The following is a 14,765-nucleotide window of genomic DNA, read 5'->3' as shown; positions in this document are numbered from 1 at the left end:
CGGGGTTCCCGAGGGCGAGACCCACATCGACGACGTACCGTCCCTCGGCGACTGGAAGACCGCCTGGGACCACATCGCCTTCGACGGCTTCCTCGGCACCCGGATGGTCCTGCAGACCACCTGGCAGGGCTGCGACTCCTCCCTCGCGGCCCCGCTGATCCTCGACCTGGCCCGCCTGGTCGCCCGCGCCCACGAGGCGGGTTTGTCCGGCCCGCTCTCCGAACTCGGCTTCTACTTCAAGGACCCGGTGGGCGAGGGCCCCGCGAACCCCACCAGTTCCGCGTACTGCTCGCCCAGGGACGCGGGGCCCTCGCCCACCGGGTCCTTGAAGTAGAAGCCGAGTTCGGAGAGCGGGCCGGACAAACCCGCCTCGTGGGCGCGGGCGACCAGGCGGGCCAGGTCGAGGATCAGCGGGGCCGCGAGGGAGGAGTCGCAGCCCTGCCAGGTGGTCTGCAGGACCATCCGGGTGCCGAGGAAGCCGTCGAAGGCGATGTGGTCCCAGGCGGTCTTCCAGTCGCCGAGGGACGGTACGTCGTCGATGTGGGTCTCGCCCTCGGGAACCCCGCCGAGGGTGTCGGCCAGGACGCGTTCCTTGCCCGCGTTCTTCGCCGCCGCGGCGCCCGGGTCGGCGAGGGCCGCGCCGTCACCGCCGCCCAGCAGGTTCGTACCGGACCAGGCGCGGACCGCCAGCGCGCGCTGCGCGAACATCGGGCCGAGGACCGACCGCAGCAGGGTCTGGCCGGTCTTGCCGTCGCGGCCCGCGTACGGCAGTCCGGACTCCGCAGCCGCGGACGCCAGTGCCGGGTGGTGCAGGCCCATGGACGGGGTGAAGTTGACGTACGGACAGCCCGCCCGCAGCGCGGCTGCCGCGTACAGGGAGCTGGCCGGGAGTTCCGTGCCGGTGGGCACGGGTTCCGTGGAGGCCACGTTGACCACGACCGTGCGGTCCAGATCGCACCGGGTCATGAAGTCACGGATGTCGGAGGCCAGTGCCTCGACCAGTTCGTCCTCGTCGCGCGTCTCACCGGACAGCGGGCCGCCGAGCCTGATCTCCCGGTCGGCGGCGGCGAGTTCGGCGGTGACGGCCGCCGGAAGTCCGGGCGGCAGCACGCCCCCGGCGGCGAGCGCCTCCGCCCGCTTGGGCAGGGGGCAGTCCACCATGTCGTGACCGCCGAAGACGAGAGACGACAGCGGGGGCAGTCCACAGTCGGCGAACGCGGGGGTCTCGGTGACCATGCCCGTCGGCGGGTGCAGCCCGGCGGTCACCGCGGCGCAGCCCGTGACGGCCGTGGTGGCGACAGAGCCACGTGCTCCGATCAGCCACACTCCCACCCGCGGCGGGGAGACGGAGGATTCGGCGGACATGGGCAGCCTCCTTGTCGTACGTGAGGTCGTTCGCAAGCGAGAAACGCATGCCGGAAACGCGAGCCGGAAGCGGCAGCCGGGAAAGTCAGCTACCGCAGACGAGATGAACAGAAGGGGACAAGACGGCGGGCGGAGGTCCGGCGTCCTCCGCCCGCCGCCGCTCAATCGCCCTGCGCGCCGGATCGCGCCGGCAGTTCCTTGATCCGGATGTCCCGGAAGGACACCTGGTCCTCGGCTCCGTGGTTCTGGATGCCGACATGACCGTCACGCAGGCTGCGCGCCGGATCGGTGTTGGTGAAATCGTTGATCTTCACGCCGTTGAGATAGACGCGGAGTCGTTCGCCCTCCACGCGGATCTCGTACGTGTTCCACTCCCCCGGCGGGTTCAGCGCACGGTCGCGCTTCCCGATGTCGGCGGACTGGAAGCTGTACACGGCCCCGGTGGTGCGGTCGGGGGCGTCGGACGCGTCGATCTGGACCTCGTAGCCGTTGTTGACGGCCGACCAGGGGTCGTCGGAGGCCGGGAAGCCCACGAACACACCGGAGTTGTCGTCCCCGGAGGCACTCGCCATTTTCCAGTCGAGCTTCAGCGAGTACGAGCCGAGGCCGCGGTCCGCGTACCAGAGCATGCCCAGGCCGCCGGACGACGTGAGTGTGCCGTCGTCCGAGAGCGAGAACGAGCCCGGTCCCGCCTGCTTCCAGTCCGCCAGCGACTCGGCGGTCCCGTCGAAGAGAGGTGAATACCCCTTCTCCGGGCGGCAGTCGGCCTTCGCGGCGCCGACGGCCCACTGGATTCCGCCCAGCAGGTGCTGCCGGAAGGCGGGATCGGCGTACGACTCCTTGGTGTGACCGCTGCCGGTGTAGAAGGCGCGGCCACCCCGGTACTCCTGGCACCAGGCGATCGGATGGTCGCCGCTCATCGTGCCGCCGCTGTACGACGACTCGTCGAGCGAGGCCAGGATGTGGGCCCGGTCCCGGGGATTGGAGCGGTAGTTGTACCACTCGTCCGTACGGTTCCAGGACTCCCCGAGGTGCGAGGTGGCCGGGTGTGCCCGGTCCTCGACCTCGATCCGCGCGGGCTGGATCGCCGGGTGCGACTGGAAGTAGGCGCCGGCGAGGCCACCGTAGAACTCCCAGTCGTACTCGGTGTCGGCGGCGGCGTGGATGCCCACGTAGGCGCCGCCGCGCTTGATGTAGCCCTCGAAGGCCCGCTGTTGGGCCCCGTTGAGGACGTCCCCGGTCGTGGAGAGGAACACCACGGCGTCGTACCGGGAGAGGTTGCGCGAGGAGAAGGCTCCCGCATCCTCGGTGGCGTCCACCCTGAACCCGTTCTCGGCGCCGAGGCTCTTCACCGCGGCGACCCCTTCGGGGATCGAGTCGTGCCGGAACCCGGCGGTCTTGGAGAACACCAGGACCCGCTCACCCTTCGAGGGCTTCTTCGACTCGGAGGCCCCGGAGGACCCCGACGGGCCGGAGGAGGATCCCTTCGAGGCGGCCGGTCCCGACACACACCCGATGAGCAGGGCGGCGCCGACGACAGCGGTCACTGTTCGGCCAGTTGCTCGCATGGCGCACCTCCCTCAGCGGGTTGTGAAGGTGAAGTCGTCCACGTCGTACAGGGACCCGGTACCGCTGCCCTTGAAGACGAGGTAGAGCGTGGTGGTGCCGCGCGGCGCCTTCGTCAGGTTGGCGGTGACGTCCTGGAAGTTCTCCCAGCCGCCGGTCACCGGGACGGTCGCGGTGCCGAGCAGGCGGCCGGTGGGCGAGCCCGCACGGACCTCCAGCTTGCCGCCGGTGCCGCCGGAGGCGATGCGTGCCGTGATCTTCGTGGCGTTGCTCAGGACGTACGGCTCGAAGGAGATCCAGTCGCGGTTGTTGATGTCACCGACGGTCCTTCCGCCGTGTGCGGTGGCCTTCGTCTGGATCGTGACGCCCTCCGACTTGCCGTAGTGCTCGGCCTGCCGGTGCCTGGGCTGGACGACGTTCTGGTCGTGCGTGGTGAGCGCCTCCTGGCCGCCGCCTCCGTTGTCGGTGTACTCCGCGTCGAAGACACCGAAGATGTTCGCGTCCTCGTCGTGGCCGCCGTCGGCGCTGGTCTGGATGGTGCCGGAGCAGCCGTTCGCGGTGGTCAGCGGGTGGCCGTGGCTGTCGTGACCGAGGACGAAGCTGACCTTCACCTTGGCGCAGTCGATCGACCTGCCGTCCTCCGGGTCGGTCACCTTGACCTTGAAGGGCACCGCGTCACCGAAGCTGAACAGCTGTCCGTCCTCGGGGAGTTGGAGGGTCACCTTCGGCGCGGTGTTGCCGACGACGATCCGTACGCTGGCGCTGCCGGTCCGCCCGGTGGCATCCTTCGCGGTCAGTGTCGCCGTGTAGGTGCCGTTCCTCTTGTAGGTGTACGTCGGGTTCGCCGCCGTCGACTTGCCGCCGTCGCCGAAGTCCCAGCTGTACGTGAGGGCGTCACCGTCGGCGTCCGTGGTGCCGGCCGAGGAGAACTTGACCTTCAGCTTCGCCTGTCCCGAGGTGCGGTCGGCCGCGGCCTGTGCCACGGGCGAATGGCCGTCGGTCGCGTTCTCGATCCGGTACAGGGCCGAGTTCTCGTCACCGCCGAACCACGCGAGGCCGTAGTCGAGGACGTACAGCGCGCCGTCCGGGCCGAAGGCCATGTCCATCACCTGGGTGCCGGTCCACGGCACGTCGTTGATGGACTGCACGGTGCCGCTGTCGTCGGACGCGATCCGCTTGATCCAGCGGCGGCCGAACTCGCCGGCGAAGAAGTCGCCGTCGTACGCCTCCGGGAACTTGACCGGGGAGTCGAGCGAGGCGTCGTAGTCGTAGACCGGGCCGCCCATCGGGGACTCGGAGCCGCTGCCGAACTCGGGCACGGAACCGCCGTCGTAGGGGATCCACGCGGTCTGGGCCGGGGGCAGGTCCGTCAGACCGGTGTTGTTGGGCGAGGTGTTCTTGGGCGCGGAGCAGTCGAAGGAGGCCCCCGACGCGCCGGTGCCGAAGTCGTAGTCCACGTAGGCGTCGTTGTTGCCCGTGCAGTACGGCCAGCCGAAGTTGCCGGGCTCGGTGACGCGGGCGAACTCGACCTGGCCGGCCGGGCCGCGCGCGGGATCGGCGGCACCGGCGTCCGGGCCGTAGTCGCCGACGTAGAGGATGCCGGTCTTCTTGTCGACGCTGAAGCGGAACGGGTTGCGGAAGCCCATCGCGTAGATCTCGGGCTTCGTCTTGTCCGTGCCGGGCGCGAAGAGGTTGCCGTCCGGGACCGCGTACGAGCCGTCGGCGTTCACCTTGATGCGCAGGATCTTGCCGCGCAGGTCGTTGGTGTTGCCGGAGGTGCGCTGCGCGTCGAAGACGGGGTTGCGGTTGGCGCGCTCGTCGATGGGCGCGTAGCCGTCCGACTGGAACGGGTTGGAGTCGTCACCGGTCGACAGGTAGAGGTTCCCGGCCGCGTCGAAGTCGATGTCCCCGCCCACGTGGCAGCAGATGCCGCGGGTCGCCGGGACGTCGAGGATCTTCTTCTCGCTGGCGTTGTCGAGGGTGCCGTCCGCGTTCAGGACGAAGCGCGAGAGCCGGTTGACGCCGTCGAAGGGCGCGAAGTCGGCCGCGGTGCCCGTCTCGGGGGCGTCGCCCGCCGGGGTGTCGAGCGGCGGGGCGTAGTAGAGGTAGATGAAGCGGTTGTCGGCGAAGCCGGGGTCGATGCCGACGCCCTGCAGGCCTTCCTCGTCGTGCGAGTAGACGGCGAGCTTGCCCGCCAGCTTGGTGTTGCCGGCACTGTCGGTGATCCGCAGTTCGCCGTCGCGCGAGGTGTGCAGGACCGAGCGGTCCGGGAGGACGGCCAGCGACATGGGCTCGCCGACCTCGGGTTCGCCCTTGGCGAGGGTGACCTGCTGGAAGTCCTCGGCTGCCACGGGTGCGGCCGGCGCGGCGGCCGGGTCGGCGACGGCGGCGCCCGCCGGCGGTGTGGCCAGGGTGAGCGAGGCACCCGCGAGGAGCGCTCCGGTGAACAGGGCGAGCGCCTTGCGCAGTCGCAGTCTCGGGCGTCGTCTGTGGCTCTCGGTTCTGGTGGTGCTTATGTGGTCGTTCCCGTGCACGGAATGCCTCCAGAGTGGGGCTGGTTGTACATGCGGGTGCGATGCGCCGGGGTGCGCCGTCACCCCGGAACGAACTCTGTGAGGGGGGTGGCTAGTCGTTGCCGCCGAACGCCGCGTCGAAGGACGCCGTCGGAGGTTCGAAGTCGTAGGCCTTCAGCCGGGTGAGTGCCTCGGGTGCGCCCTGGAGGCGGTCCATGCCCGCGTCCTCCCACTCGACCGAGATGGGGCCCTTGTAGTCGATGGAGCGCAGCATCCGGAACACGTCCTCCCAGGGGACGTCGCCGTGGCCCGCGGACACGAAGTCCCAGCCGCGGCGCGGGTCGCCCCACGGCAGATGGGAACCGAGGCGTCCGTTGCGGCCGTCGAGGCGCTTGCGGGCCTCCTTGCAGTCCACGTGGTAGATCCGGTCGCGGAAGTCCCACAGGAAGCCGACCGGGTCGAGGTCCTGCCAGACGAAGTGCGAGGGGTCGAAGTTCAGCCCGAAGGCCGGCCGGTGGTCAACGGCCTCCAGGGCGCGCTGAGTTGTCCAGTAGTCGTACGCGATCTCGCTGGGGTGGACCTCGTGCGCGAACCGCACGCCCTCGGTGTCGAAGACGTCGAGGATGGGGTTCCAGCGCATGGCGAAGTCCTCGTAGCCGCGCTCGATCATCGACTCGGGGGCGGGCGGGAACATCGCGACCAGGTGCCAGATCGCGGACCCGGTGAAGCCGATGACGGTGTCGACGCCGAAGGCCGCCGCGGCGCGCGCGGTGTCGGCGATCTCGGCCGCCGCCCGCTGCCGTACGCCCTCGGCCTCGCCGTCTCCCCAGATACGGGAGGGCAGGATCGCCTGGTGGCGTTCGTCGATGATGGCGTCGCAGACGGCCTGGCCGACCAGGTGGTTGGAGATGGCCCAGCACTTGAGGCCGTACTTGTCGAGCAGTTCCCTGCGCGAGTCGAGGTAGGTGGAGTCCGCGAGGGCCTTGTCGACCTCGAAGTGGTCGCCCCAGCAGGCGAGTTCGAGCCCCTCGTAGCCGAAGTCGCGGGCGAGCCGGCAGACCTCTTCGAGCGGCAGGTCGGCCCACTGGCCGGTGAACAGCGTGAAGTTGCGCGGCATGGACTGGCCTTCCTCAGCTCGCGATGGGGGTGTAGACGGAGTTCTTCTCGGCGCTCTCCTCGACCGCCGCGAGCACGCGCTGGACCTGCAGCCCGTCCGCGAAGGAGGGCAGCGGCTGCGCGCCGTCCGCGATCGCGTGCACGAGGTCGCGGGCCTGGTGGGTGAAGGTGTGCTCGTAGCCGAGGCCGTGGCCCGGCGGCCACCAGGCCTCCAGGTAGGGGTGGTCGGGTTCGGTGACGAGGATGCGGCGGAAGCCGGCGTGGGTGCCGGGTTCCGTGCCGTCGTGGTACGAGAGTTCGTTGAGGCGCTCCAGGTCGAAGGCCAACGAGCCCTTCTCGCCGTTGAGTTCGATGCGCAGGGAGTTCTTGCGGCCGGTGGCGAACCGGGTGGCCTCGAAGGACGCCAGGGCCCCCGAGGCGAACCGTCCGGTGAACAGGGCGGCGTCGTCGACCGTGACGGCCCCGCGGTCGCTGCCCCCGGCCGCCGAGAGGCCGCTGGAGGATCCGGACAGCAGCGGCCTCTCCCGTACGAAGGTCTCGGTGAGCGCGGACACTCCCACGACCGGCTCGCCCGCCAGGTACTGGGCGAGGTCGACGATGTGCGCGCCGAGGTCGCCGAGCGCTCCCGAGCCCGCCGTCTCCTTGCGCAGCCGCCAGGTGAGCGGGAACTCCCGGTCCACCAACCAGTCCTGAAGGTAGGTCACCCGGACGTGCCGCAGGGTGCCGAGACGCCCCTCGGCGACCATCTTCCGGGCGAGTGAAGTGGCGGGCACCCGGCGGTAGTTGAAGCCGACCATCGCCACCTGGCCGCGCTCGGCCGCGGCTCGGGCGGCCTCGGCCATCGCCTCGGCCTCCTCGACCGTGTTGGCGAGGGGCTTCTCGCACAGCACGTGCTTGCCGGCGGCAAGCGCGGCGACGGCGATCTCGGCGTGACTGTCGCCGGGGGTGCAGATGTCGACCACGTCGACGTCCTCGCGGGAGATCAGCGCCCGCCAGTCGGTCTCGGCGGCGGCCCAGCCGAGCCGGTCGGCCGCCGCTCGTACGGCTCCCGCGTCACGGCCGCAGACGGCGGCGAGGACCGGTCGGCGTGGCAGGTCGAAGACACGGCCCACGGTGCGCCAGCCCTGTGAGTGGGCGGCGCCCATGAACGCGTATCCGACCATGCCCACGCCCAGGGGCGGCCTTCCGGCCGCTGCCCCGGCCTGTGCCTCGTCGGGCTGCTGCGGCTGTCCCATGCGGAGGTCCTCCTCTTCGTCGTGGCGCGGTGGGGGGTGTCGTGCGGGGGCGCTCCGCTTGCTGCACGGTTGGAGACTGCGGGTCCGTTTTGGCTGGTCGCGCAGTTCCCCGCGCCCCTTACGGGGCGCCCCTGACGGGGCACGGCCTACTTGAAGCCCGTGGGCAGGTACGTCTTGACGTTCTCCTTGTCGACGACTGCCGAGTAGAGCGTCAGGGACGAGGGGATCTCGAACTCGGCGAGGCCGCCGATGCCCTTGCTCTGGCCGAGGGCGCGGGCGAGGTCGATCGCGGACGCGGCCATGGTGGGCGGGTAGAGGACGGTGGCCTTGAGAACGCTGTTGTCCGACTCGATGGCCTGCATCGCGGACAGGGCGCCCGCGCCGCCGACCATCAGGAAGTCGTCGCGTCCGGCCTGCTCGATGGCGCGCAGGGCGCCGACCCCCTGGTCGTCGTCGTGGTTCCACAGGGCGTCGAAGTTCGACTGGGCCTGGAGGAGCTGGGACATCTTGGCCTGTCCCGACTCGACGGTGAACTCGGCGGCCTGGCGGGCGACCTTCTTGATGTTCGGGTAGTTCTTCAGGGCCGCGTCGAAGCCCTGCGTGCGCTGCTTCGTCAGCTCCAGGTTGTCGAGGCCCGCGAGCTCGATGACCCGGGCGCCCTTCTTGTCCTTGAGCTGCTCGCCGATGTAGTGGCCGGCGTTGAGGCCCATGCCGTAGTTGTCGCCGCCTATCCAGCAGCGGTACGCCTGCGGGGAGTTGAAGATCCGGTCGAGGTTGACGACCGGGATGCCCGCGCGCATGGCCTGGAGGCCGACCTGGGTGAGCGCCTTGCCGTCGGCGGGCAGCACCACCAGGACGTCGACCTTCTTGTTGATCAGCGTCTCGATCTGGCCGATCTGCTGGGCGGTGTCGTTGGAGCCCTCCGTGATCTCCAGCGTCACGTCCTTGTACTTCTTGGCGCGGCTCTTGGCGTTGTCGTTGATCGCGTTGAGCCAGCCGTGGTCGGCCTGCGGGCCGGCGAAGCCGATGGTGACCTGCTTGCCGGGCTTGTCGTCGGCGGCGGGCTGGTCGTTGGAGGCCGGCTCGTCCTTGGATTCGTTGCTGGTGCAACCGGCGAGGAGGACACCGGCCGAGACGGCGGCGGTGCCGAAGAGCAGTCCTCTGCGGCTCGTGATCTCTGGCATGGTGAACCCTTTCCTCAGGTCGTGCTGGCGGTACGGCGCTGGACGAGCACGGCGGCGACGATGATCGCGCCCTTGGCGATCTGCTGGACGTCGCTCTGCAGGTTGTTCAGGGCGAAAATGTTGGTGATCGTGGTGAAGATCAGGACTCCGAGCACCGAGCCGACGATGGTGCCGCGTCCCCCGGTGAGCAGCGTGCCGCCGATGATCGCGGCGGCGATGGCGTCGAGTTCGTAGAGGTTGCCGTTGGTGTTCTGGCCCGAGCCGGACAGGATGATCAGCAGGAAGGCCGCGATGCCGCAGCACAGTCCGGACAGCAGGTAGAGGTAGAGGCGCTGGCGGCGTACGTCGATGCCGGCGAGTCGGGCCGCCTCCGCGTTGCCGCCGACGGCGACCGTGCGGCGGCCGAAGGTGGTGCGGTTGAGCACGAGCCAGCCGATGATCGTCACGACCGCGAACACCATGACGAGCGGCGGGACGCCGAGGACGTAGGAGTCGCGCTCACCGAGGTCGAGGATGCCGTCGACGGTGACGACCTGGGTGTTGCCGTCGGTTATCTGGAGGGCGAGCCCGCGGGCCGAGGCGAGCATGGCCAGGGTCGCGATGAACGGCACCATGGTGCCGTACGCGATCAGCACCCCGTTGACGAGGCCGCAGCCGACGCCGACGATCACCGCCGTGAAGAAGATGCCGACGAAGCCGAAGTCCTGGGTGGCGACGGTCGTCGCCCACACCGAGGCGAGCGCGACGATCGCGCCGACGGACAGGTCGATGCCGCCGGAGATGATGACGAAGGTCATGCCGACCGTGACGACACCGATCACCGAGGCCTGGGTGAGGACCAGTTGGAGGTTGCGGGTGTCGAGGAACTCGTCGGGCTTGGTGATGCCTCCGATGAGGATCAGGGCGGCGAGCACACCGAGCAGCGAGAGCGTGCGGACGTCGGCACGGGCCACCACCGCCCGCCACGGACTGGGTTCCACCTGTGGTGACAGCTTCGGGATTTCGTCCCGGGGCGGGGACACGGGCTGCGTCATGACGCCGGGCTTCCTTCCATGACGAGGTCGAGTACGCGGTGTTCGTCGAGCTCCTGGGCGGGCGCCGTGTGCACGACCCGGCCTTCTCGGAGCACCAGGACGCGGTCGGCGAGGCCGAGGACCTCGGGTACTTCACTGGAGACCATGAGCACGGCCAGGCCTTCGTCGGCGAGGCGGCGGATGACGGCGTACAGCTCGGCGCGGGCGCCGACGTCGACGCCGCGGGTCGGTTCGTCGAGCAGCAGCACCCGGCAGCCGCGCAGCAGCCAGCGGGCGAGGACCGCCTTCTGCTGGTTGCCGCCGGAGAGGGTGCGCACGGGGGCGGACGGGTTGTCGGGGCGCAGTGACAGCTCGCGGGTCGCCTTCTGCGCCGCGTTCCGCTCGGCGCTCCGGTCGAGCCAACCCCCGTACGAGAAGCGGGACATGGAGGACACGGAGACGTTCCGGGTGACGGACTCCAGCATCAGCAGGGCCTGCGCCTTGCGCTCTTCGGGGGCGAGGCCAAGTCCGGCGCGGACGGCGGCGCGCACGCTGCCGGGCTTCAACCGCTTTCCGTCGACGAGGACTTGACCGGTGCTCGGCCTGCGGGCGCCGTAGATCGTCTCCAGGATCTCGGAGCGGCCGGAGCCGACGAGTCCCGCGAGGCCGACGATCTCGCCGGGGCGCAGGGTGAGGTCGAGCGAGGCGAACTCACCGTCGCGGGAGAGGCCTTGGACCTCCAGCACGGGATCGGGCAGCGCCTGGTGCGTGGGCCGCTCGGGGAAGACGTACTCGACGTTCCGCCCGGTCATCAGGGCGACGACCTCGCGGGTCGGCGTCGACTTCGCGGGCAGTCCGCCCGCCACCGCCCGGCCGTCCTTCAGGACCGTGACCCGGTCGCCGATGCGGCGGATCTCCTCCAGCCGGTGCGAGATGTAGACGACGGCGACGCCCTCCGCGGTCAGGTCGCCGACGATACGGAAGAGGTTGTCGACCTCGTCGGGGTCCAGGGCAGCGGACGGTTCGTCCATGACGATCAGGCGTACGTCGTGGGAGAGCGCCCGTGCCATGGAGACGATCTGCTGCTGGGCGGCGGACAGGTCACCGACGAGCCGTGCGGGATCGACCTCCGAGTGCCCAAGTCGCTTGAGCAGAGCGGCAGTTGACGCCTTGGCGTCCTTGCCGCGTACGACGAAACCGGCGGTCGTCGGCTCATGGCCGAGGTAGACGTTCTCGGCCACCGACAGGTGCTCCACCAGGTCGAGTTCCTGGTAGATGGTGGCGATGCCGAGGCGCATGGCGGCGATGGGCGAGCGCAGGGTGACCTGTTCGCCGCGCCAGGTGATCGTGCCGTCGTCCGGCTGGTGGGCGCCTGCCAGGACCTTGATGAGCGTGGACTTCCCCGCGCCGTTCTGGCCGAGCAGGCAGTGCACTTCGCCGGTCTGGACGTCGAGGTCGACGCCGTCGAGGGCCCGGACACCGGGGAACGACTTGGTGATGCCGGACATGGTGAGCAGGGGTGGTTCTGGAGCCATGACGGTTCCCCTCGGCGTGCGGGCCGGTCTCAGGGCAGGGCGGAGTGAGGGCAGGGCGAAGCGAGGTGTGTTGTGAGGTGTGGTGCGGGAGCGCCTCGGGAAGAGGTGCTGCTCTTGCGGCTCGGAGAAGGTGGCGCTCTTGCGGCTCGTGGAGATGTGGCGCTGTTGCGGCTCTGGAAGCAGGCGTTACGCGGGTGAGAAGAGGTGGTCGCTGATGAGCCGGGCCGCGCCGATGACTCCGGCGGTGGGGCCCAACTCCCCCAGTACGATCGGGAGGTTGCCGGTCGCCAGAGGCAGCGACTGGCGGTAGACCTGGGTGCGGATCGCGGCGAGCAGGGTGTGGCCGAGTCCGGTCACACCGCCGCCGATCACCACCAGGCCCGGATTGAAGAAGCTGACGAGTCCGGCGATGACCTGGCCGGTGCGGTTGCCGCCCTCGCGGATCAGATCGAGCGCGGTGGCGTCACCCGCGGCAGCCGCAGCGGCGACGTCGACGGCGCTCAGGGCGCCCGCCGCCTCCAGCCGTGCCGCCAGTTCCTGGGAAAGCCCCTGCTGGGCGGCCTCCGTGGCGTCGCGGGCGAGCGCGGCGCCGCTGAAGTGGGCCTCCAGGCAGCCCCGGTTGCCGCACGCGCACGGGCGGCCGTCCGGCACGGCCTGGATATGGCCGATGTCGCCCGCGCTGCCCGTCGTACCGCGGTAGACCTCACCGCCGACGACGATCCCGCAGCCGATACCGGTACCGATCTTGACGCAGAGGAAGTCGCCCACGGAACGGGCCACGCCCGCGTGCTGCTCCCCCATCGCCATCAGGTTCACGTCGTTGTCGACCATGACGGGGCAGCCGAGGTCCTGACTCAGCGCCTCGCGGACCGGGAACCCGTCCCAGCCCGGCATGATCGGCGGGGCGACCGGGACGCCCTCGGGGAAACGGACCGGGCCGGGTACGCCGATGCCGGCGCCGTCGAACCCCTCCGCGAGCCCCGAGGCCTTCAACTTCGCTGCCATGGCGAGCACTTGCTCGAAGACCGCGACCGGGCCCTCGCGTACGTCCATGGGCTGGTTGATGTGCCCCAGCACCTCCAGCTCCGCGTTGGTGACGGCGACATCGACCGAGGTGGCGCCGATGTCGACCCCGAGGAAGCGCAGTGCGGGAGCGAGCCGGATGTTGTGGGAGCGGCGGCCACCGCGCGAGGCGGCGAGTCCGTCGGCCACGACAAGGCCCGTTTCCAGCAGCCGTTCGACCTCGACGGCCAGCTTGGACCGCGAGAGGTCCACCTGATCGCCCAGCTGGGCCCGCGAGTTGGGACCCCCGTCACGCAGCAGCCTGAGCAGCCGCGCCTGGTGGGCGTTTCCGGGTCGCGCCGTCATGCGTCTCACGAGCCCCTCCCCGCCTCATCGGCACCGCCGTCGTTGGCTTTCGAGTGGAACGTAGCAGCGGCTGCCGAAGCTGGGAAGAAGTTGCGCACGAATTGCTGACTACTTCTTCCACTCAGAGGACAAAGCGAGTTGGGGCGGTGGCCACGCGCGGAAGGACACAGCAGGATGGGCACCCTGTGCTCCGGGCTGCCGTGGCCCGGGGCGGGAGAGGGGGAAACTCATGATCCTGGTGTCGGGTGCCACGGGGAACGTCGGCGCCGGTGTGGTGCGCGCGGTGGCCGCCGCGGGTGAGCCGGTGCGGGCGATGAGCCGTTCGGGCGAGGGGGCCGGACTGCCGCAGGGTGCCGAGGGGGTGGCCGGCGATCTGAACCGCCCGGAGACCGTACGGGCGTCGCTCGACGGGGTGCGGGCCCTGTTCCTGATGCCCGGGTACGAGGGGCAGCGGGCCGTTCTCGCCGACGCGCGGGCGGCGGGTGTCGAGCGGGTCGTGATGCTGTCCGGCAAGTCGGCCGCGGTCGACGACGGGAACGCGGTCACCCGCTATATGCGGGCGTCGGAGGACGGGGTGCGCGAGTCCGGGCTCGCCTGGACCTTCCTGCGGCCCGTGAGCTTCATGTCCAACGCGGTGTCGCTGGCGGACCAGATACGCAAGGGCGACGAGGTACGTGTGCCGTTCCCCGGAGTCCGTACGGCGGACATCGACCCGTACGACATAGCCCAGGTCGCCGCCCGGGCGCTCCTCTCGTCCGAACACGCGGGCCACGTCTACACCCTGACGGGCCCTCAGTCGCTGCTGCCCGCCGACAGGATCGCCGTCATCGGTGAGGTGCTGGGCCGCGAGCTGCGTACCGTCGGCCTCACGGACGAGGAGGCCCGCGAGGCACTGGGGGCCGCCTTCCCGGCTCCGTACGCCGAGGCGTTCCTCCGCTTCTTCGCCGACGGGATCCTGGACGAGTCCCAGGTCCTGCCCACGGTCGAGGAGGTCACAGGGCAACCGCCGCGCACGTTCCGGCAGTGGGCGACGGAACACGCGGACGCGTTCTGACGGGCCGGGGCCGCCTCGCCTCGCCTCACAAGACCTTTCCGGTCGTCTAGTCGCGCGGTCGCGCGTGGTACGTCCGGCGCGTGTGCTCCGTGTGGGCGCGCATGACCTCGGTCGCGCGCTGCTCGTCGCGGGCGGCGATCGCGGCGATCAGGTCGCGGTGCTCGATCCAGGACTGGTGGCCGCGCTGCCGGGCGACCGGCGTGTAGTACCAGCGGACCCGCCGGTCGACCTGGGCGGCCAGTTCGGCGAGGACGGTGTTGCCCGCGAGCTCCATGACCTTCGCGTGGAAGCGGGCGTTCATCGCGACCGCTCCGTCCACGTCGTCGGCGCCGACCGCCTCCTCGCCCTGGGCGCACAGCTCCTCGAGGGCGGCGATGCCCGCCGTGCCCGTGTTGGCCGCCGCGAGTCGGGCGGCCTCGGCCTCCAACAGCGTGCGTACGGTGAGGAGTTGGTCCGCCTCGGCCTCAGTCGGTTCGTGCACGAAGGCGCCCTGGGCGGGCCGTAGATCGACCCATCCCTCGGTGTTCAGCCGCTGCAGCGCCTCGCGCACGGGCTGCCGGGAGACCCCGAGGTGCCCCGCCAACTCGCTCTCGACCAGGTGCTGGCCGGGCTGCAGGGCACGGGTCGTGATCAGTTCGAGCAGTGCTTCGTAGACACGGTCCCGCAGCGGTCCCGGCCGTTCGAGCTTGGGCACCGACCCCTGCGGCAGTCCGGTCGACAACATCGCGGTCCCCCTCCTGGGCAGCGGCGGCGTACACGCGGCGGCACGGCAGCCTCAAAGCCAGTATCAATTGTCTTTCGTCTACAGTCTACGGC

At 70.4% G+C, this 14,765-nt stretch carries 11 protein-coding genes and 1 pseudogene; 2 read left to right on the top strand and 10 right to left on the bottom strand.

Annotated elements, in window-relative coordinates; genetic code table 11:
* A pseudogene (locus AOK17_RS49175) lies at window positions 1-334 on the top strand (inositol-3-phosphate synthase); the annotation flags it as partial.
* Here the strand turns inward: AOK17_RS49175 and AOK17_RS35865 are convergent.
* The 9 genes from AOK17_RS35865 to AOK17_RS35825 all read right to left on the bottom strand — a co-directional run bounded on the left by AOK17_RS35865 (window position 232) and on the right by AOK17_RS35825 (window position 12,895).
* Window positions 232-1,365 (bottom strand): inositol-3-phosphate synthase, encoded by a 1,134-nt coding sequence (locus tag AOK17_RS35865; RefSeq protein ID WP_055616781.1) that lies wholly within the window; start codon window positions 1,363-1,365, stop codon window positions 232-234. The pseudogene AOK17_RS49175 and the gene AOK17_RS35865 sit on opposite strands and share 103 nt — an antisense overlap.
* 161 nt (window positions 1,366-1,526) lie before the next feature.
* The gene (locus AOK17_RS35860; protein ID WP_055616780.1) at window positions 1,527-2,933 is read right to left on the bottom strand and encodes a ThuA domain-containing protein; all 1,407 of its coding nucleotides are present in this window, start codon (window positions 2,931-2,933) and stop codon (window positions 1,527-1,529) included.
* Between the two features lie 12 nt (window positions 2,934-2,945).
* On the bottom strand, window positions 2,946-5,465 hold the full coding sequence (locus tag AOK17_RS35855) for a PQQ-dependent sugar dehydrogenase (protein WP_055616779.1): 2,520 nt from the start codon (window positions 5,463-5,465) through the stop codon (window positions 2,946-2,948).
* A gap of 91 nt (window positions 5,466-5,556) precedes the next feature.
* Window positions 5,557-6,561 carry a sugar phosphate isomerase/epimerase family protein gene (locus AOK17_RS35850; protein WP_055616778.1) on the bottom strand — a complete coding sequence of 335 codons (1,005 nt, stop codon included), beginning with the start codon at window positions 6,559-6,561 and terminating at the stop codon, window positions 5,557-5,559.
* A 13-nt stretch (window positions 6,562-6,574) separates the two neighbouring features.
* On the bottom strand, window positions 6,575-7,795 hold the full coding sequence (locus tag AOK17_RS35845; protein WP_055616777.1) for a Gfo/Idh/MocA family protein: 1,221 nt from the start codon (window positions 7,793-7,795) through the stop codon (window positions 6,575-6,577).
* Window positions 7,796-7,941: 146 nt separating this feature from the next.
* Window positions 7,942-8,979 (bottom strand): substrate-binding domain-containing protein, encoded by a 1,038-nt coding sequence (locus AOK17_RS35840; RefSeq protein ID WP_055616776.1) that lies wholly within the window; start codon window positions 8,977-8,979, stop codon window positions 7,942-7,944.
* 14 nt (window positions 8,980-8,993) lie between these two features.
* On the bottom strand, window positions 8,994-10,013 hold the full coding sequence (locus AOK17_RS35835) for an ABC transporter permease (RefSeq protein ID WP_055616775.1): 1,020 nt from the start codon (window positions 10,011-10,013) through the stop codon (window positions 8,994-8,996).
* Window positions 10,010-11,527, bottom strand: a complete 1,518-nt coding sequence (locus AOK17_RS35830) for a sugar ABC transporter ATP-binding protein (RefSeq protein WP_055616774.1) — start codon at window positions 11,525-11,527, stop codon at window positions 10,010-10,012. The genes AOK17_RS35835 and AOK17_RS35830 overlap by 4 nt, the downstream gene beginning before the upstream one ends.
* A gap of 186 nt (window positions 11,528-11,713) precedes the next feature.
* Window positions 11,714-12,895 (bottom strand): ROK family transcriptional regulator, encoded by a 1,182-nt coding sequence (locus AOK17_RS35825; RefSeq protein WP_055616773.1) that lies wholly within the window; start codon window positions 12,893-12,895, stop codon window positions 11,714-11,716.
* A 229-nt stretch (window positions 12,896-13,124) separates the two neighbouring features.
* Between AOK17_RS35825 and AOK17_RS35820 the strand changes: the two genes are divergently transcribed.
* Complete coding sequence (locus AOK17_RS35820) at window positions 13,125-13,949, top strand: NAD(P)H-binding protein (protein ID WP_055616772.1); 825 nt, start codon at window positions 13,125-13,127, stop codon at window positions 13,947-13,949.
* Window positions 13,950-13,995: 46 nt separating this feature from the next.
* Here AOK17_RS35820 and AOK17_RS35815 read toward each other — a convergent pair whose 3' ends face one another.
* The gene (locus tag AOK17_RS35815) at window positions 13,996-14,673 is read right to left on the bottom strand and encodes a GntR family transcriptional regulator (RefSeq protein ID WP_055616771.1); all 678 of its coding nucleotides are present in this window, start codon (window positions 14,671-14,673) and stop codon (window positions 13,996-13,998) included.
* Window positions 14,674-14,765: the final 92 nt, after the last annotated feature.

The organism is Streptomyces phaeochromogenes (genome assembly GCF_001418655.1).
Classification (GTDB): domain Bacteria; phylum Actinomycetota; class Actinomycetes; order Streptomycetales; family Streptomycetaceae; genus Streptomyces; species Streptomyces phaeochromogenes.
The sequence above is the reverse complement of the archived record's forward strand: the minus strand, read 5'-3'. Positions and strand labels throughout refer to the sequence as shown.

Excerpts from the sequence above, each read along its gene's own strand:
- AOK17_RS35825 (WP_055616773.1), bottom strand. The coding sequence starts at position 12,895 with ATGACGGCGCGACCCGGAAACGCCCACCAGGCGCGGCTGCTCAGGCTG.
- AOK17_RS35835 (WP_055616775.1), bottom strand. The coding sequence starts at position 10,013 with ATGACGCAGCCCGTGTCCCCGCCCCGGGACGAAATCCCGAAGCTGTCA.
- AOK17_RS35865 (WP_055616781.1), bottom strand. The coding sequence starts at position 1,365 with ATGTCCGCCGAATCCTCCGTCTCCCCGCCGCGGGTGGGAGTGTGGCTG.
- AOK17_RS35820 (WP_055616772.1), top strand. The coding sequence starts at position 13,125 with ATGATCCTGGTGTCGGGTGCCACGGGGAACGTCGGCGCCGGTGTGGTG.
- AOK17_RS35815 (WP_055616771.1), bottom strand. The coding sequence starts at position 14,673 with ATGTTGTCGACCGGACTGCCGCAGGGGTCGGTGCCCAAGCTCGAACGG.
- AOK17_RS35860 (WP_055616780.1), bottom strand. The coding sequence starts at position 2,933 with ATGCGAGCAACTGGCCGAACAGTGACCGCTGTCGTCGGCGCCGCCCTG.
- AOK17_RS35850 (WP_055616778.1), bottom strand. The coding sequence starts at position 6,561 with ATGCCGCGCAACTTCACGCTGTTCACCGGCCAGTGGGCCGACCTGCCG.
- AOK17_RS35840 (WP_055616776.1), bottom strand. The coding sequence starts at position 8,979 with ATGCCAGAGATCACGAGCCGCAGAGGACTGCTCTTCGGCACCGCCGCC.
- AOK17_RS35845 (WP_055616777.1), bottom strand. The coding sequence starts at position 7,795 with ATGGGACAGCCGCAGCAGCCCGACGAGGCACAGGCCGGGGCAGCGGCC.
- AOK17_RS35830 (WP_055616774.1), bottom strand. The coding sequence starts at position 11,527 with ATGGCTCCAGAACCACCCCTGCTCACCATGTCCGGCATCACCAAGTCG.